Origin of the sequence: Pseudoalteromonas sp. SW0106-04, from assembly GCF_001293805.1 — a bacterium.
Classification (GTDB): Bacteria; Pseudomonadota; Gammaproteobacteria; order Enterobacterales; family Alteromonadaceae; genus Pseudoalteromonas; species Pseudoalteromonas ruthenica.
The window spans coordinates 147,376-165,991 of record NZ_BCAI01000007.1; the positions used below are offsets into that span (position 1 = coordinate 147,376).

Sequence of the window (18,616 nt, forward strand, 5' to 3'; positions counted from 1 at the left end):
GGTACGCAAGCTAATGACAAGCGCAAGTGTATCGTAAGCGTCGCAGTGATGACACCCGATAGACGCAAAATAGCTGTGAGTAGCAACAGTTTTTGCTAAACTGCGGCGCAGTAAACCATAAAGAGGTAAACCATGGCGAAGTTAGACAGTAAAGCACGCTTACGTTGGGCGTGTCGTAGAGGCATGCTTGAGCTTGATGTGTTGTTTATGCCCTTTGTTGAAGAGGCGTACGACTCCCTTAATGATGATGACAAGGCGACTTTTCAACGTTTGTTGGCGGCCGATGATCCCGATTTATTTGCTTGGTTTATGGGTCATGAGCAATGCAAAGACGCAGAACTTGCGCGTATGGTTAAAATCATTCTAGATCGCGTACGTGTATAGAGGTGTATTTTCTGCCAATACGGCGAATCACCGGCCATTGTTGGGGCTAGTCGGGCTTATCTACATAATACTCGTGTTTAGTCAGCCGCAATGGCTATGGGCTTTGCTATGTGCAATTGTGCTCATGATCGCGAGTTGGCATGGCTGGCGGGTATATAAGCGTTGCTGGCCACGCTATGGCATTATTACTATTGATAATCAGCAAGTAGAATTACATGGCCAAGGCATTGAACTCAGTGGCAAGCTATTAAAGGGAACTAAGGTATTCAATGGCCTAGTATGGCTGCATTTGCAAAGTACCTACACCGGCGCCAAGCGGCACGTGTTTATAGCGGATAATGCGATGGCGCCCGAGCAGTTTCGTGACTTCGCTCGGGCTGTTAACGAAAACCTTAACGACCCAGTGTCGCAGGATTAAGCTCGGTGATATGGCTGTGTGGTAAACGTTCTGGGTAGTCCAAGGTGTAGTGTAGGCCTCGGCTTTCTTTGCGCGCTAAGGCACTGTGGATAATAAGCTCGGCAACTTGGACGAGGTTACGTAGCTCCAATAAGTTATTGCATACTCGGAAATTCGCATAATACTCATGGATCTCTTGTTGCAATAACTCTACTCGACGCAGTGCACGCTCAAGGCGTTTGGTCGAGCGCACAATGCCGACGTAATCCCACATAAATAGCCTGAGCTCATGCCAGTTATGGGTAATGACGACCTCTTCATCGGAGTTAGTGACCCGGCTTTCGTCCCAATCGGGCAGGGTGCTAGGCTCTGCGGGTAACCCCAATTTTGCGACGATGTCCTTGGCTGCAGCTTGGGCAAAGACAATACACTCCAACAACGAGTTGCTAGCCATGCGATTCGCTCCATGCAGACCCGTGTAGGCGACCTCGCCAATAGCATAAAGATTGTCCAAGTCGGTTTTGCCGTTAAAGTCGGTCATCACGCCGCCACAGGTGTAGTGCGCTGCAGGGACTACCGGAATGGGTTCTTTGGTGATATCGATTCCCACACTTAGGCACTTGGCGTAAATGGTGGGGAAGTGTTCGATGATAAATTCTTTATCACGATGGGAGATGTCTAAATAGACGCAATCAGCCCCTAAACGCTTCATTTCAAAATCAATGGCTCTGGCTACGACATCGCGAGGGGCTAGCTCGGCGCGCTCGTCAAACTCCGGCATAAAGCGTGTACCATCTGGGCGCAATAAATAAGCCCCCTCACCGCGCATTGCTTCGGTAATTAAAAAGTTCTGTAGTTTTGGATGATACAAGCTTGTGGGATGAAACTGGTTAAACTCCATGTTAGCCACTCGGCAGCCTGCTCGCCACGCCATGGCAATGCCATCGCCACTGGCAACATCAGGGTTCGAGGTATACAAATACACCTTACTGGCGCCGCCGGTGGCCAAAGCAACAAAGCGAGCACTGAGAATTTCTACTTGCTCTTTGGCGCGGTTATAAACATACACGCCATGACAATGTTTGCCGTCGCGCCCAAGTTTGGCGTCGGTAATAAGGTCGATGGCGTTGTAATTCTCTAACAAGGTAATATTGGGATGTGCTTGCACCCGCTCAATCAGCGTTGTTTGCACTGCTTTACCGGTGGCATCGGCGGCGTGCAGAATACGGCGATGGCTGTGTCCACCTTCACGAGTTAGATGGTAACGCTCATGACCTTTGTCATCGGTTTCCATATCAAAAGGGACACCTTGCTCTATTAGCCAGCGCATGCAAGCCTTCGCATTCGATGCTGTGTAGTGTACGGCCTCGCGATCGCACAGCCCAGCACCCGCTTCTAAGGTGTCTTCAACGTGCGACTCAATGCTGTCGTTTTGCTTGTCGAAAACGGCAGCAATACCGCCTTGGGCATATAAAGTCGACCCTTCGCGCAGTGCACCTTTACTAATAACCGTAACTTGGCAATGGTTGGCAAGTGACAAGGCCAGTGATAAACCAGCGGCACCGCTACCTATGACGGTAACGTCGCTGTGATGTTGTTTGTTTGGGTTCATGTTATAATGTGGCTTGAGGTTTTTATACCTACGTGGCTCTATATGTATCATATTTACGGGTGTCACACGACTTTAGTTGCTTGCCAATACAAAAATATTTGCTCAAGCGCGAACTTTTTCATTTTACTCAGGTCAGACACAGTGTATTTGGTAGCAAAGATGCAGCAAGAAAAGCACGACAACGCAGAGGAGTACCGGCTCGAATGAGCGAGCAGGATTTGGATTTAGCGCTGGTAAGAAAGGTTCAACAAGGAGATAAAAATGCTTATAACCTGTTGGTCACCAAATATCAGAATAAGGTTGCAGGATTGATTTCTCGTTACGTTGCCAATCAAGGTGATGTTGCAGATGTAGCTCAGGAGGCGTTTATTAAAGCCTACCGGGCCCTGCCTAACTTTCGGGGCGACAGTGCGTTTTATACTTGGTTATACCGTATTGCAGTGAACTGTGCGAAAAATTACTTAGTAGCACAGGGTCGTCGGCCGCCTGCGAACGATGTAGATGCAGATGAAGCAGAGTTTTACGAAGGTGCTGATTTGTTGCGCTCAAATTCAACGCCCGAGAATTTGCTTCTGAGTGACGAAGTCAGAGACGTTATTTTTGCAACCATAGATAAGCTACCAGAAGATTTAAAAACAGCCATCACTCTGCGGGAGCTAGAGGGGATGAGCTACGAGGAAATCGCTGCGGTGATGGATTGCCCTGTGGGTACGGTGCGTTCGCGTATATTTCGTGCCCGAGAAGCGATAGATAATAAGTTAACTCCGTTAATAGGTGAGTCTTAATATGACTAAAGCAAAGTGTAGTGAGCAGGATAAGGCGTTTGTCTCTGCTTTGGTTGACAACGAAGTGTCTTTGGACAATGTCCAAACTGAAGATATTGATTCGCAAACCTTAGCCCGCTACAGCCTGATTGGCGACGCGATGCGCTCAGAGACCGCGCCTTCAATTCAATTAGATATTGCCGCTTCGGTTGCTATGCAATTAGAAAATGAACCTGTCCATGCTGAATTCGGCCAACAACAAGCACAACAACAGCCAGCCGCATCACAGCAAAGCGCTCAGGTTATTTCTGGTGGATGGTGGCGTGGTATCGCCCAAACAGCGATTGCCGCAAGTGTTGCAGTGGTTGCTGTAGTGGGTGTGCAACAATATGGCACTTCTGGTTCAGAGCAAAGCGACTTGCCACCATTGCAATCGCAGCCCTTTTTAGGCTCCGCATCGCCGGTAAGTTATTCTTCGGAGCCGGCGCTTGATAACGCCGAGCGTGGTTTAAGAGATTTGCAGAAGCAGCGTATTGGTGCGCTTGTTATGGAGCACCAGCGACAAACCCGTGAAGCGGCGCGCATCGCTGCTAACGACGAGTCACAAAGTAAAAAGGATCAGTAACAAGTAATGAAGTACCTGTATGTTGCGCTTTTTAGTCTGTGGCTGACTCCTGCGGTGGCCATGTCCGAGATGACCGCTAAACAGTGGTTGGATAACATGGCTACGGCCGTTAAGCAGCGCAACTTTGTTGCTTCTTTCGTGGTCGTCAAAGACCGTGCCATGGAGCCTTATCGTTGGAGCCATGGTATTTATCAAGAGCAGGAGTTAGAGCTTCTTACGCTGTTAAATGGTGCCGGCTTGGAAATGGTGCGAGTTGATGATCAGGTCACCTATTACGAGCCGCAAAATCAGCCATATTCAATCGCTACTAACACCATCGCTGGACCTATTCCCGAAGTCTTATTTAGTGATATTGATAAGTTGCAAAGCAACTACCGCTTTGTGCTTGGAAATAAAGGACGTATCGCTGGGCGACCGGCACAGCAAATTCGCATCGAGGCGAAAGACCAAGATAAATACAATTACTGGTTATGGTTGGATACTGAGACCTCGTTATTGCTCAAATCCGCTTATGTGAATCACAGCGGTGAGTTACTAGAGCAGTTACAGTTAAGCCATATCAGTGTGACCGAGCAACCCGCTCCGGAGCTGGTGGAAATCAGTCAACGTGAATTTCCCACGCCGCTGCCGAAACTAGATGGGCAAAGCGGTGAAAGCAGCTGGAGTATCGGATGGCTGCCGCAAGGGTTTGAACTACTTAAAGCCGACCGCCATAAACTGAACATGAATAATGAGCTGGCCGATTACTACCTTTATTCTGACGGCTTAGTTGATGTCTCGGTGTTTGTGCAGCGGCCTCTAGCTAGTCAGCGTCCTAGCGGTGCACTGACCTCGGGAGCAACTACCGTGTATATTCATAATGCCGGAGCTTACGATGTTTCGGTGATAGGAAATATTCCGACGGCAACCGCGAAAAATATTGCCGAATCTGTCCAGCGCCCTCTGTAGATTATGATAGAGCAAACCCTAACGGTGGTATCAGTGAAAGGAGATATCGCCTTTTTAAAAAGCGAACAAAAGCCAGCTTGTGCAGGGTGCAACGGTAAATGTGGCGCGCAAATCTTTGCCAAGTTATTCAAAACCGAAAAAAAAACCTTCCCGTATCAATTTTCTGAACCTGTCGTTGTAGGGCAAAAAGTGAAGTTGGCCTTGGATGACTCCCACATTGTCAGCAGTTCGTTTGTTGTTTATATCTGGCCATTGTTGGCGGCATTGGCGAGCGCCGTGCTTGTACAAGCTGTTTTAGGCTTAGGCGAACTGGCGCAAATTGGCACTGCTGTGGTGGCCGGTTTCGTTGGCTTTGTCATGGCAAAACAACGTCTTGCACAGGTTGTTCATGATGTAAAAGTATTAAAAATTTACCCTTTGAGCCTACCTATTTCGCAAAGAGTTGGTGATTAGCGTCAATTAAAGGTAAAATCGGGCCTTTATTTACACGAGCTCAAGTTTAAGAAGTCAGAATCCAATTTATGAAGCATATCCGTAACTTTTCGATTATCGCCCATATCGACCATGGTAAATCGACCCTTTCCGATCGTTTGATCCAAGTATGTGGCGGGTTAACCGACCGCGAAATGCAGCAGCAAGTTCTGGATTCAATGGACCTCGAGCGTGAGCGTGGTATTACCATCAAAGCGCAAAGTGTAACCTTGAATTACACCGCCAAAGACGGTGAAACTTATCAGCTTAATTTTATCGACACCCCAGGGCACGTTGACTTCTCCTATGAGGTATCACGCTCTCTTGCGGCCTGTGAAGGCGCGTTGCTTGTTGTTGATGCTGGCCAGGGTGTAGAAGCACAAACCTTAGCCAACTGTTACACTGCCATTGAAATGGACTTAGAAGTGGTGCCTATTCTTAATAAAATAGACCTACCACAAGCAGATCCACTGCGTGTTGCCGAAGAAATAGAAGATATTGTTGGTATTGATGCCACTGATGCCGTGCAGTGTAGTGCAAAAACAGGAATTGGTATTGACGATGTGCTAGAGCGCATTGTTCGCGATATCCCACCACCACAGGGCGACACCGACGGGCCTCTTAAAGCGCTTATTGTCGACTCGTGGTTTGACCCTTATCAAGGCGTTGTGTCTTTGGTGCGCATTGTTCAAGGCGAGCTGAAAACGGGCGACAAGATAAAAATCATGTCGAACGAGCAAGTTCATATTGCTGACAAAGTGGGTATCTTTACCCCTAAACAAACCAATACTGGCACACTGAAAACGGGCGAAGTAGGGTTTGTAATCGCCGGTATTAAAGAAATCCATGGTGCGCCAGTCGGTGATACGATTACCCTGGCGAAAAATTCAGCACAAGAGCGTTTACCTGGCTTCCAGCGCGTTAAGCCCCAGGTATATGCAGGCATGTTCCCGATCTCTTCGGATCAATACGAGGCATTCCGTGATGCTCTTGATAAGCTCAGTCTCAATGATGCATCGCTGTTTTTCGAACCGGAAAACTCAACTGCATTAGGTTTTGGTTTCCGTTGTGGCTTCTTGGGTATGTTGCACATGGAAATCATCCAAGAACGCTTAGAGCGTGAATATGATATTGACCTCATTACAACCGCGCCTACGGTAATCTATGAGGTTGAGACCAAAGACGGCACGATTCAGATTGATAATCCATCGCAGTTGCCTGCTGTAAACGATATTCTTGAAATTCGCGAGCCTATTGTTGAGGCCAATATTCTTGTGCCACAAGAATACTTAGGCAGCGTTATTACTTTGTGTGTTGATAAGCGCGGCGTGCAAACGCGTATGAATTATCATGGTAACCAAGTGGCTATCACATACGAACTGCCGATGGCTGAAGTGGTGATGGATTTCTTCGATAAGCTGAAGTCGACCAGCCGTGGTTTTGCGTCTCTGGATTATAACTTTAAAGAATTCCGTACCTCAGACATGGTGCGGGTTGATATTCTTATTAACGGCGACCGTGTTGATGCCCTAGCGATGATTTGTCACCGCGATAATGCTCAAGGGCGAGGCCGTGAGCTTGCAGAAGCACTGCGCGAACTTATTCCAAGGCAGATGTTTGATATCGCAATTCAAGCGGCCATTGGCAATCACGTTATTGCCCGCTCAACAGTTAAGCAGTTGCGTAAAAACGTAATCGCTAAATGTTATGGTGGCGACGTGAGTCGTAAGAAAAAGCTCTTGCAGAAGCAAAAAGAAGGTAAAAAGCGTATGAAGCAGCTTGGTAACGTGGAAGTGCCTCAAGATGCCTTCTTAGCAATTTTGAAAGTTGGCAAATAATAACAAAAGGAAATGCCTCTGATGGCCGGATATTTCTCCATATTTTTGGTGTTATTAACCCTTGGCTCTGGGTTAATTTGGTTGGTTGACCATCTTGTATATGCACCTAAACGTAAAGAGCGTATAGCCCTAGCTGAAGGGGCGGCGGGTAAAGAACTTGATGAAGAGTTGAAGCAAGAAATCGCGCCTGAGCCTGTGCTTACCGAGCATGCTAAGTCGATTTTCCCGATGATCGCTATCATAACGCTGTTTCGCTCTTTCATTTTTGAACCCTTCCAAATTCCATCGGGGTCAATGATGCCGACCCTTTTGGTGGGGGACTTTATCCTCGTACAGAAATACTCCTACGGCGTTAAAGATCCGGTCTGGCGCAGTGAGCTTATTGAGACCGGCAAGCCGGAGCGCGGAGATATTGCGGTATTTAAGTTTCCACCAAATCCTAAATTAGACTTTATTAAACGTGTCATTGGGCTGCCTGGCGATGCCATTGTGTATCGCAATAAGCAGCTGTATATCAAGCCAAATTGCGCCGAGGGTGAGCGTACTCAAGGTGCATTGCAATGTGGCGAATATAATAAAATTGCGCTAGAGATCATCAATAAGGATGAGTTCTCGCTTAGAGGGCATTCGCTGGTGCGGCTGCAAGAGAGTTTGGGTGAAGTTGAGCATGACATTCTGATTAACCCAACTTTGCCAGAGTTTAAGAGCAAATATTATCGCCAGCAGGGGTCAAAAATTGATGAATGGATTGTTCCCGAAGGCCATTATTTTATGATGGGTGACAATCGCGATAACAGTCAAGATGGACGCGCTTGGGGGTTTGTACCTGAGGCTAACCTTGTAGGTAAGGCCGTGTTTATTTGGATGAGTTTTGAATTTGAACATGAACCAGATAGCGCGCTTCCAAGTTGGGTTCCAACCGGCGTACGATTTGAACGCCTAGGTAATATTCAGTAACAATGAAGAAAAACGTAGCAGAACTTTATAAAAAAATTGGTTATACCTTTAGTGAGCAAAACTTACTAGAGCAAGCCCTTACACACCGCAGCCATAAAGGCCAGCATAACGAGCGCTTGGAGTTCTTAGGTGACTCTATCCTCAGCTTCGTTATTGCCGATGCGTTGTACCACAAGTTTCCTAAAGCGCGAGAGGGCGATTTAAGCCGTATGCGCTCGACCTTGGTTCGTGGGCAAACACTTGCCGAATTTGGCGTTGAATTTGAATTGGGTGATTACCTGCGCTTGGGCCCCGGTGAGCTAAAAAGTGGCGGTTATCGCCGTGAGTCTACATTAGCTGATGCGGTAGAAGCGATCATCGGTGCGGTGTTCTTAGACTCCGATATCGATACCTGTCGTGACCTAGTACTAAGCTGGTATGCCACTCGCCTTGAGTCAATTTCCCCTGGAATGAATCAAAAAGATCCAAAAACTCTACTACAAGAGTTTTTACAGGCGCGCAAACTTCCCTTGCCGGGCTACACTGTGATTGATACGAAAGGTCAAGCGCACAATCAAACATTCACGGTTGAATGTATTGTCGAAGGCATGGACAGCATTATTTCTGTAGGCAGTTCACGCCGTAAAGCAGAGCAAAAAGCGGCGGAAAAAGCCTTAAAGATGTTAAAGAATGACAGCTGATATGCAAACAAATACCCATTGCGGTATGGTCGCCATTGTTGGCCGCCCCAATGTAGGAAAATCGACCTTGCTCAATAAAATTGTTGAGCAAAAAGTCAGTATTACCTCGCGTAAGCCACAGACCACGCGCCATCGCATTATGGGTATCCACACCGAAGATAATTACCAAACTGTTTACGTTGACACGCCAGGCTTACACGTAGAGGAAAAACGTGCCATTAACCGGCTAATGAACCGCGCAGCATCAAGCTCTATTGGTGATGTTGAATTGGTGATTTTTGTTGTTGAGGGGACGCATTGGACTGATGATGATGAAATGGTACTCAGCAAAGTCAGTGGCGGCAAAACCCCGGTGTTGGTCGTGATCAATAAGACCGATCAAGTTAAAGACAACAACCTGATTTTGCCGCACATTAAGTGGCTCAGTGAGAAAGGCGATTTTGCTGGCATTATTCCAGTATCGGCAAAACATAACCGCAATCTTGATTTGATCAAAAAAGAGGTACGTGCTCGCTTGCCAGAAAGTGAGTTTTACTTTCCAGAAGATTATATTACCGATCGCTCAATGCGCTTTTTAGCTGCTGAAGTAGTGCGTGAAAAGCTGATGCGCTTTATGGGTGATGAGCTGCCTTACTCGGTTACTGTAGAGATTGAACAGTTTAAGTGGCAAGACAATGGTGTATGGCATATTAATGCACTGATCCTTGTTGAGCGTGAAACGCAAAAACGTATGGTGATCGGTAACAAAGGTGAAAAGTTAAAAACTATCGGCCGAGAAGCACGTAAAGACCTTGAGCATATGCTCGATAATAAAGTGTTTTTAGAGCTTTGGGTGAAGGTCAAATCAGGTTGGGCAGATGACGAGAGAGCACTGCGCAGCTTAGGTTATGGCGAAGATTAAACGCCGATGGAAGCCGGTTTTGACCGTGCCTTTTTACTTCATCGTCGAGCCATTAGTGACTCGCAGTGGCTCGCTGATTTTTTAGTACAACACCGTGGTATGATGCGCATGATCGTGCGCCTCAGTGGTAAACACGCCGTAAAACATAAGGCTCAGTTACAGCCTTTCCAACCTTTGCTCATACGCTATCAAGGCGGCGGCGATCTTAAGTATTTGCAGCATTTCGAACTATCAGGCTCACAGCCCGCTTTAATTGGTGACAAACTATATTGTGGTTTTTACATGAACGAGTTGGCCGTGCGTATCGTACCTTTGAACGAGCCGCTGGAGCAGGTGTACGACCTTTATCAAGCGCAGCTCAAGGCCTTGGCGGCCACTAACCACATGGCAGCGAGCCTACGCCATTACGAGCTCACCTTATTGGAAAGCTTGGGTTATGGTGTTGATTTTGAATACGATAATACCGGCAAAGAAATCAGCGCTGATTGTCATTATGACTACTATCCAGAGCAAGGGTGGGTGATGCAACAACAGCCTAAATATGGCTATGGTTTTAGCGGTAAGCAAGTGCTTGCAATGGCTGCGCGTGAGTTTACCGATCCTGAAATTCAACAGGCGGCGAAGCATTTTTGTCGCTTTCTACTTAAACCCTTGCTAGGCAATAAGCCATTGAAAAGCAGAGAACTATTTAAATCAAGGTAAGGCAGCAATGAAAGAGATTCTATTAGGCATTAACGTTGATCATATCGCCACCTTGCGCCAGGCGCGCGGCACTCGTTATCCTGACCCTGCCCATGGCGCAGCAATCGCTGAGCATGCGGGCGCTGATGGTATTACTATCCACTTGCGCGAAGACCGTCGTCACATCCAAGACCGCGATGTGTATGTGATGAAAGACACCATTCAAACCCGTATGAACTTAGAAATGGCGGTGACTGAACAGATGCTGGCCATTGCCCTTGAGGTACAACCGGCGTTTGTATGCCTAGTACCAGAAAAGCGTGAGGAGCTCACCACCGAAGGGGGGCTTGATGTGGTCGGTCAATTCGATAAAGTTGCCGACGCGGTTAAACGGCTCACGGCTGCGGGTATCAAAGTCAGTCTATTTATTGATGCCGATAAAGCGCAAATTGACGCCAGTGTGAAAGCGGCGGCACCCTATATTGAAATTCACACCGGAGCCTATGCTGATGCCGAGAATGATCAGCAACAAGCGAAGGAACTAGAAATTATTCGTGAGGGTGTGCGTTATGCTCATAATCAAGGACTCATCGTCAATGCGGGACATGGCCTGAACTATCATAATGTGAAGCCAATTGCTGCGATGGAAGAAATCTATGAGCTTAATATTGGTCACGCCGTTATTGCTCGTGCCGCCATTGATGGCATGGAAAAAGCGGTTCGTGACATGAAGCGCTTGATGTTAGAAGCGCGGGCGTAATTAGACCCTAAAGCGCTAGTGCTGCCCAGTTCGGTGGTATGAGTGCTTTGCAGTGGCTGAAGTAAACATAACATGCGCAGCGCCTCAACCGATCTCGAAAACAGGGCACCTGTTTGGCTGGCGCTGTCGGAATTGTTTTTAGATACTGCAGTGAGTGATCACTATGATGCTATCGCCCGGTGCTGTGCGCATTCACCTTACAGCCTCAATGAACTTGCCTTTATTTTACATCATGAAGTTGCCCCAGTACTGTGGCGAAACTTATCATCACCTGCTGGGCACTGGAGTGGCTTTGATGGGCAGTGGCTTATCAGCGCGGTCAACAAGCATGTACTTAGCGCACGCACACCGCTAAGGCGGGCGTTACTGTATCTGTACTCGCTTTGTTATCGTCGCTATCTGCACCATCATTGGCAGGCATTAGCGCCAAGGATAAAGCACTGGCGACAAGTGCAAGGCAATGCTTAATGCACGGCCTTCACGTATCAGTACAATTAAGATGAGCTGCTTTTCTCTAAACCGGCGTCAGCCATCAGATTGCTTAACTCGTCTTGTAGCTCTAAAAGCTCGGGCTCAATATCATTAATGCTGGCTTTTTCTTTCATTGCAGTTTCAATCAGCTCGGCGAGCTTTTTCAACTTAGGCACGCCGGTATAGCAACAAGCACCATGAAACTTATGGATTATCGACAGCAAACGCTCATGGTCACCTTTTGCCATCGCCTCTTCGATAAGGTTCAGTGTTTCAGGAATACTTAATAGCAACATATTCAGCATCTCTTGGGCCAAATCTTCCTTGCCACCGGCACGTTGCAATGCCAGCTCCCAATTTAAACTGTCGCTGATAAAGGGGGGCTCGCTTAGTGGCGGTTTAGCACTGACGCGCTCACGAGCAAGCTTGTCATTGGGGGCATAATGCAATAGAGCATCGCTGAGCATATCCTCATCTAACGGCTTAGTAAGGTAACTGGCAAAGCCGACATGTTTTAACTGCTCCTTTTCACCATCTAAGGCATGGGCAGTGACCGCAATAATCGGGGTGTCTTCATTTAGAGATGACTCTAAGATTAGTTTACACGCGGTAATGCCATCCATAATCGGCATTTGAATGTCCATAAAAATTAAGTCGTAACGATGGCTTTTACATACTTCGACCGCTTGCGCGCCGTTATGAGCGGTATCTAGACTCTCCACTTGTTCTTCGAGTAAGGCACAGATCAGTTTTAGGTTGGCATCATTGTCATCGACCACCAAGGCTTTGAGTGGCAAACGGGTCGTATGATGGTCGTGAGTATGAATAGTTGGGTGATCCAAGCGAAATGGCGCGGCCAACATTTCGCAAAATTTGCGATGGTTAATTGGCTTACTAAGACACCCATCGGCACCACTGCCAACGAGTGCCTCACGCATATTATGCGACACTGTGTTGAGTAACAGGTAGAGGTAGTCACTGCATTGGCGAGCAATGGCAATGAGCTGCTTCATTCTGGCCATGGACTCTGCGCCGCCGGGGTCGCCAAGCACGCAGATATCGTAGTTGAATGCGTTACTGGCAGCCTGCTCGAGCTCTTCTATGGTGCGGCACCCGGTTAAATGCACGCCCCAAGCCGCCAAAATACTGCTGGTTGCCATATAACTGTGTTCGTTCTGCTCGAAATACAGCACCCGCTTATTGACCAACGAAGCACAAGGCAGGTCAAGTTCAAAGTGGTGTTCAGGTACTTTGAACACGGCGTTGAAGGTAAAACAGGTGCCCTTACCGGGAGCCGAGTTCAGAGTGATGCGACCGCCCATAGCCTCGACTAAATGTTTGGTAATGATAAGGCCGAGGCCTGTGCCGCCAAATTTTCGGGTAATGGAAGAGTCGGCCTGGCCAAAGGGCGTAAACAAAGTGTCTTGCTTGTCCATGGCAATGCCCACACCCGTATCCTTTACGGATATTAACAATGAGACACGTTCGTCGTTCAACAACCGGCTACTAATATCAATATTGACTTCGCCGTGTTCGGTAAATTTAATGGCATTACTGACTAAGTTAGTCAGTATTTGCCGAAAGCGTGTGGGGTCGCCAACAAGGTGATCGGGCACGTTTGGGTTTACGTGAATAGACAACTCAAGGTTCTTCTCATGAGCGCCGGGGGCTAATAAGGTGAGCACTTCATTAACGGCATCACGGATTTGGAATTGAATGCTTTCCAGTTCCATGGCGCCAGCTTCAAGCTTAGAAAAATCGAGAATGTCACTGATGATTGTCAACAGGCTATTCGCTGAGAGCTCAATGGTATCGAGGTAATCTTTTTGGTTTTTATTCAGTGGCGTTTTATAAAGCTGGCGGGCAAACCCGATGACTCCGTTCAGTGGGGTACGCAGCTCATGACTCATTTTCGCTAAGAAGTCTGATTTAACTTGGTTGGCAGCCAATGCATCACGTTTGGCGATATTGAGCTGGATGTTTTGCATCTCATACTGCTCGAGGGTTTCTTGATAATCAGCAGTGGCTTGGTCAATATGACGCTGCATCTCATCCTTTTCTTCGGCCATATGTTGGTTAATATGCAGCAATCCTTGGCGTAGCTGTTCGAGCTCGCCTTGCATTGGCTTTTGAATATTGTCGGCCTCTTTCCCATGAGCGACTTCTTGGGTTGCTTGAACTAAACGCGACAGTGGCTGAGTGATCATACGGCTCAAACGAATCGATATCACCACGGCAAAGCCAACGGCTAGCAGAATGACCGCAGCACTGATCAGCACCGCCTTTTGCTGCTCGACTACTGCAACTTGGCGATTGAATTGCACCATGACAATGCCATTAGTTTTAAAAGGCTGGTGACTCGGCGCATTGGGGTCAAGTATGCCATGGTAGATAACCAGAAAATCACCTTCTCGGGTAGTTTTGCTACTGGTTTTATTATCAAGTGTCGGTACTTGGGTTAAACGCGCAAACTCACGGTGTAAGTTGCTGGCCAACACCAGTTCATCATTGCTATCGAAAATAGCAACGGACTTAATAAGAGGTGAATGTTTGTTATGAATATGCCTGGCGATGCGCTCAAGTGCGCCTTGGTCGTTGTTCGCCAATGGGTTTTCCAGCGCTATACTTAAGGGCTCGATGATCGTATTACCTTGCTCGATAAGAAATTCATCCAGCTCAAGGTAGCGATTTATAGTAAAATAACCGCCAAGTAACAGACCAATCACCACAGTAGGCACCAAGGTCAGGATCAATACCGAGTCCCGCAGGCCTAATCGGTTCATAATCAACCATATTTTTTGTCTGTGATAGGTTTAGGTTATAGCTTTCACAGGCCTTTCGCAATGTTAATTAGGGTAGTCAATGGCGAAGTTCTTTAAGCCCACAAAAAAATCAGTCAGTCAGCGCTTTCGTACCTTGTCGATATCCGGGCTCGACCACCATGGTCGCGGTGTCGCCAAAGATAAAGGTAAAGTGATCTTTGTTGCTGGGGCGCTCGGCTCGGAGCAAGTCAAAGCAGAGATACTCAGCGATAAAAAGAATTACGCTGAAGCACGCTGTGTGAAAGTATTAAGCCCCAGTGCTGAACGAGTGGAGCCAAAGTGCCAACACTACCAGCATTGTGGTGGTTGTAACTTGCAGCACCTCGAGGCAAGTGCACAGTTGGCTGAAAAACAAAAAGCGTTAGCGGCGTTATTTCATAAGTTCACTGGGCTCAGTTCATTGCCATGGCAGAGTCCCATTGATAGCTCACCTTGGCATTATCGTCGTAGTGCCCGGGTCAGCGTATATTGTGATAATAAGCAAGAGACCATCAAAGTCGGCTTTCGCCAGCAGGGATCAAAACAGATCACTAATATTGTTGCTTGCCCGGTGCTTGATGCTGGGTTTATGGGTGTCTTTGACTTCTTTCGTGATGTTATTGGTGCGCATCGTGCTTTGCGCTGTATTAGCCATTTACAGTTGGTGAGTGCCAAAGAACACAATTTCATTGTTGTACGCCACACTAAGGCAATAGCGCAAACACTGCGTGAAGATATAAACACGCAAGCGCAACAGCACAATTGGCAACTTGTTTGGCAAAGTGAAGCGCAGCAGAGCTTGCCTAGCACATACTATGAGCTGGAAAGTAGTCAGCTCCGCCTTGGCTTTGGTTTGCAAAATTTCATTCAAGTCAATGCCGAGGTCAACGACAAAATGCTCACTCAAGCCATGTCATGGCTTAATTTAGCGGCGCATGAGCGGGTGTTAGATTTGTTTTGCGGGGTGGGTAATTTCTCGTTGTTAGCGGCCATGCAAGCACAGCATGTTACGGGTGTCGAAGGAGTTGAATCGGCCGTCTCCCATGCGCGCGATAATGCTCAGCATAATGGCATTGATAACTGTGATTTTCATTGCAGCGATCTCACGCAGCCATTAGCGCAAGCACAGTGGTTTTCCAGTGAGCTTGACGTGCTGAACCTCGATCCATCTCGCACTGGGGCTGAAGCGGTGCTTGCGCAATTACCGTGCAATCAGTTTAAACGTATCTTGTACGTGTCGTGCGATCCCGTTACTCTGGCTAGAGACAGTAAAATTATACTCGCCAGCGGACACCAGCTAACTAAGCTTGGGATAATGAATATGTTTCCGCATACCGGGCATATTGAAACAATGGCCTTATTCGAACGGGGGTAGTTGCGGTCATGGTGGCAACCAGACAATCACACCGTACAGCACAGATAGAGAGCTTTGATACGGCGCTAAATCAACTAGCTCTGAGCGATGACAAACATGCCTTAGTGAAAGCGGCCGCCGACTATTGTGGTGAGCGCCAGTGCGCTGAGCATGACCGTCTTGCCTTAGAGATGGTAGAAATTTTGGCGCAGTTAAACCTGGACGCCAATTCATTGGCGACGGCCTACCTAACGCCCTATTTTCTTGCTGGTTGTATCGATATTGAAGACACTCGCAACACCTTCAACAAAGACGTGGGTCTGTTACTCAAAGGGGTGGAGCAAATGGCGACCATCAGCACCTTGGCTCATGCTGGCAGCGGCCAAGTGCAGGTGGATAAAATTCGCCGCATGTTGTTAGCAATGGTGGAAGATGTTCGCGCGGTGGTGATTAAACTGGCGCAGCAGGTTTGCTATTTGCGTGAAGTGAAAAATGCCGAAGAAGAAGAGCGCGTAATTGCCGCCAAAGAAACCGCAAATATCTTTGCCCCACTTGCAAACCGTCTTGGTATTGGTCAGTTAAAGTGGGAGCTGGAAGATTTAGCTTTTCGCTACTTGCATCCACAAACCTACAAACGCATTGCTAAGTTACTAGAAGAAAAACGCTTAGACCGTGAGGCGTATATGCGCGATATGGTCAAGCAGGTAGAGGACAAGCTTACCCAAGCGGGAATTCAGGCGCAGGTATATGGCCGCCCGAAGCACATTTTCAGTATTTTTAAGAAAATGAGCAAAAAGAACTACGAGTTTGATCAGTTATTCGATATTCGTGCCATGCGCATCATCGTCGATGAAATTCAAGATTGTTACGGTGCCTTGGGTATCGTACATACCAGTTGGCGTCATTTACCCAAAGAATTTGACGACTATGTTGCCACACCAAAACCGAACGGCTATCAATCCATTCATACCGTGGTCTTCGGGCCGGAGGGAAAAACCGTAGAAATTCAGATCCGTACCCAGCAAATGCATGAGGATGCGGAGCTAGGTGTGGCGGCGCATTGGATGTATAAAGAAGGTGCACTACCTGGTCGGGACTCCGGTTACGAGCAAAAAATTAATTGGTTGCAGAAGATTCTGCAGTGGCAAGAAGAAGTTGTGGATGGCACAGACCTAGCGGATGAATTGAAAAACCAGGTGGTCGAGGACCGGGTGTACGTGTTCACCCCGCGTGGCGATATTTTCGATTTACCCCATGGGGCAACCCCCTTGGATTTTGCCTACTATATTCATTCCAACGTTGGTCATCGTTGTGTTGGCGCTAAGGTATTTGGCAAAATTGTGCCTTTCACCTACCAGTTACAAACCGGTGATCAGGTCGAGATTCTTACCCAAAAAGAGCCCAATCCGAGCCGTGATTGGCTTAACCCTAGCTTAGGGTATATCCGCTCCTCACGAGCACGTTCAAAGATCCATCACTGGTTTAAGCAGCTAGATCGAGACAAAAACTTACAAGCTGGTAAGGATATTCTCGATGGCGAGCTACAAAAGCTCGACATTCAATACAAAGATCTTGAGCCGGCGATTAAGCGTTTTAATTTCTCAGCTCTTGATGACCTCTTGGTCGCTATCGGTGCCGGTGATGTGCGTCTAAATCAGCTGCTTAACTTTGTGCAAAACAAAGGTGAAAGCGAACCACAAATCAGGTTTAAACCGCACCGTGGTAATCACAAAGGCGATAAAAATGGCATCGTGGTTGACGGTGTTGGCTCGCTGATGAGCCATATGGCAGGTTGCTGTGAGCCGGTGCCAGGCGATAGCATTTGCGGCTATATCACTCAGGGTCGAGGCATCGCTGTGCATCGCAGTGATTGTGAGCAATTTGCGCAGCTACAAGAGCGTCATCCCGAGCGCATTGTGGAGGTCAGTTGGTCGCAAAAGACCAGCCAAGACTTTGCTCTGTCAATTAAGGTTGAGGCCAACGATCGCCAAGGGTTAATTCGCGATATCAGCGCGGTGCTCGCCAATGAGAAGGTCAATGTGATGAGCATGAATGTGAATACTATTGATGAGAAGCAACTGGCAATATTTTCGATGAAGATCGCGGTCTCAGACCTAAGCAGCACCAATCGATTGCTAACGAAGTTACTGCAAATTGATGGCGTGTACGATGCCAACCGAGTTGGAGCTAGCTAATGGGCTCTGTTGATGAACTGTTGGCGATTATGGCCAAGCTACGTTGTCCTGAGTCGGGTTGCGAATGGGATTTGGGGCAAGATTTTCACACCATAGTGCCGCACACCCTTGAGGAAGCCTATGAGGTCGCCGACACCATCGAACGTGGTGATTTTACCGCCCTTAAAGCCGAGCTTGGCGACCTGTTATTTCAGGTGATTTTTTATGCGCAACTGGGTAAAGAACAGCAGCTGTTTGATTTTGAAGACATCGTCAGTAGTTTAAATCGTAAGCTCAAGCAGCGTCATGGTCATATTTTTGCCGATGAAGCCGAGCCCGGCAACTGGGAGCAGCGCAAGCATCAGCAGCGCCAGGCGCAAGGGCAAAAGCAGCTCCTAGACGATATTCCTAGCAATCTTCCGGCGCTTAGCGCGGCTCACAAAATTCAAAAGCGGGTCGCCAGTGTGGGCTTTGATTGGCCCTGCATTAGCGGCGCTTTGGATAAGGTGAATGAAGAGGTCGAGGAAGTGCGCGAGGCTATCAACATTGATCCACACAGCGATCACAGTGCTGAAGAAATTGGTGATTTGCTGTTTGCTACCGTTAATGTCGCTCGCCATCTTGGTCGTGACCCTGAGCAGTTACTGCGCCAAGCCAATCGCAAATTCACTAAGCGATTCAACCAAGTGGAAGTACACATCAATGAGCAGCAGCACAGCCTTGAGGACGCCTCATTAGCGCAGATGGAAGCAGCGTGGCAAAAGGTCAAATCACAAGAGTAAGGCCGCACCCGTAGGC

At 47.7% G+C, this 18,616-nt stretch carries 18 protein-coding genes; 16 read left to right on the forward strand and 2 right to left on the reverse strand.

Annotation, left to right across the window (positions count from 1 at the left end):
- Positions 1-132: 132 nt before the first annotated feature.
- Positions 133-384: a succinate dehydrogenase assembly factor 2 gene (locus W04_RS10015; protein ID WP_053910719.1), complete on the forward strand. Its 252-nt coding sequence runs from the start codon at positions 133-135 to the stop codon at positions 382-384.
- Complete coding sequence (locus W04_RS10020; protein ID WP_197275955.1) at positions 377-802, forward strand: protein YgfX; 426 nt, start codon at positions 377-379, stop codon at positions 800-802. The genes W04_RS10015 and W04_RS10020 overlap by 8 nt, the downstream gene beginning before the upstream one ends.
- On the opposite strand, the gene nadB is transcribed toward W04_RS10020, so the two are convergent.
- Positions 777-2,393 (reverse strand): L-aspartate oxidase, encoded by a 1,617-nt coding sequence (gene nadB, locus W04_RS10025; protein WP_053910721.1) that lies wholly within the window; start codon positions 2,391-2,393, stop codon positions 777-779. The genes W04_RS10020 and nadB overlap by 26 nt on opposite strands.
- A 203-nt stretch (positions 2,394-2,596) precedes the next feature.
- On the opposite strand from nadB, the gene rpoE reads away from it, so the two are divergent.
- From rpoE to W04_RS10085, 11 genes are all read left to right on the forward strand, one after another.
- Positions 2,597-3,178 (forward strand): RNA polymerase sigma factor RpoE, encoded by a 582-nt coding sequence (gene rpoE, locus W04_RS10035; protein WP_022944105.1) that lies wholly within the window; start codon positions 2,597-2,599, stop codon positions 3,176-3,178.
- A 1-nt stretch (position 3,179) separates the two neighbouring features.
- Positions 3,180-3,782, forward strand: coding sequence for a sigma-E factor negative regulatory protein (locus tag W04_RS10040; protein WP_053910723.1), 603 nt, complete (start codon positions 3,180-3,182; stop codon positions 3,780-3,782).
- A gap of 60 nt (positions 3,783-3,842) precedes the next feature.
- Positions 3,843-4,730: a MucB/RseB C-terminal domain-containing protein gene (locus W04_RS10045; protein WP_231658110.1), complete on the forward strand. Its 888-nt coding sequence runs from the start codon at positions 3,843-3,845 to the stop codon at positions 4,728-4,730.
- Between the two features lie 3 nt (positions 4,731-4,733).
- Positions 4,734-5,183, forward strand: coding sequence for a SoxR reducing system RseC family protein (locus W04_RS10050; RefSeq protein ID WP_053910725.1), 450 nt, complete (start codon positions 4,734-4,736; stop codon positions 5,181-5,183).
- Positions 5,184-5,251: 68 nt separating this feature from the next.
- A complete protein-coding gene (lepA, locus tag W04_RS10055) occupies positions 5,252-7,039 on the forward strand; it encodes a translation elongation factor 4 (protein WP_022944101.1) in 1,788 nt (595 codons plus the stop codon).
- Positions 7,040-7,060: 21 nt separating this feature from the next.
- Positions 7,061-7,996, forward strand: coding sequence for a signal peptidase I (lepB, locus tag W04_RS10060; RefSeq protein WP_053910726.1), 936 nt, complete (start codon positions 7,061-7,063; stop codon positions 7,994-7,996).
- A gap of 2 nt (positions 7,997-7,998) precedes the next feature.
- The gene (gene rnc, locus W04_RS10065; RefSeq protein WP_022944099.1) at positions 7,999-8,676 is read left to right on the forward strand and encodes a ribonuclease III; all 678 of its coding nucleotides are present in this window, start codon (positions 7,999-8,001) and stop codon (positions 8,674-8,676) included.
- Position 8,677: 1 nt separating this feature from the next.
- On the forward strand, positions 8,678-9,577 hold the full coding sequence (gene era, locus W04_RS10070; protein ID WP_026110994.1) for a GTPase Era: 900 nt from the start codon (positions 8,678-8,680) through the stop codon (positions 9,575-9,577).
- A 6-nt stretch (positions 9,578-9,583) separates the two neighbouring features.
- Positions 9,584-10,279, forward strand: coding sequence for a DNA repair protein RecO (recO, locus tag W04_RS10075; protein ID WP_053910727.1), 696 nt, complete (start codon positions 9,584-9,586; stop codon positions 10,277-10,279).
- Positions 10,280-10,286: 7 nt separating this feature from the next.
- Entirely contained in the window at positions 10,287-11,018 is a 732-nt protein-coding gene (gene pdxJ, locus W04_RS10080; protein ID WP_053910728.1) for a pyridoxine 5'-phosphate synthase, read from the forward strand.
- Between the two features lie 72 nt (positions 11,019-11,090).
- Positions 11,091-11,486 carry a hypothetical protein gene (locus tag W04_RS10085; RefSeq protein ID WP_053910729.1) on the forward strand — a complete coding sequence of 132 codons (396 nt, stop codon included), beginning with the start codon at positions 11,091-11,093 and terminating at the stop codon, positions 11,484-11,486.
- A 26-nt stretch (positions 11,487-11,512) separates the two neighbouring features.
- Here W04_RS10085 and barA read toward each other — a convergent pair whose 3' ends face one another.
- On the reverse strand, positions 11,513-14,272 hold the full coding sequence (gene barA, locus W04_RS10090) for a two-component sensor histidine kinase BarA (RefSeq protein WP_053910730.1): 2,760 nt from the start codon (positions 14,270-14,272) through the stop codon (positions 11,513-11,515).
- Between the two features lie 79 nt (positions 14,273-14,351).
- On the opposite strand from barA, the gene rlmD reads away from it, so the two are divergent.
- The 3 genes from rlmD to mazG are packed head-to-tail and all read left to right on the forward strand — an operon-like array spanning position 14,352 to position 18,600.
- Positions 14,352-15,665: a 23S rRNA (uracil(1939)-C(5))-methyltransferase RlmD gene (gene rlmD / locus W04_RS10095; protein ID WP_053910731.1), complete on the forward strand. Its 1,314-nt coding sequence runs from the start codon at positions 14,352-14,354 to the stop codon at positions 15,663-15,665.
- Positions 15,666-15,673: 8 nt separating this feature from the next.
- Positions 15,674-17,839, forward strand: coding sequence for a GTP diphosphokinase (relA, locus tag W04_RS10100; protein WP_053910732.1), 2,166 nt, complete (start codon positions 15,674-15,676; stop codon positions 17,837-17,839).
- Positions 17,839-18,600 (forward strand): nucleoside triphosphate pyrophosphohydrolase, encoded by a 762-nt coding sequence (gene mazG, locus W04_RS10105; RefSeq protein WP_053910733.1) that lies wholly within the window; start codon positions 17,839-17,841, stop codon positions 18,598-18,600. Before relA ends, mazG begins: the two co-directional genes overlap by 1 nt.
- The last annotated feature ends 16 nt before the right edge of the window (positions 18,601-18,616 follow it).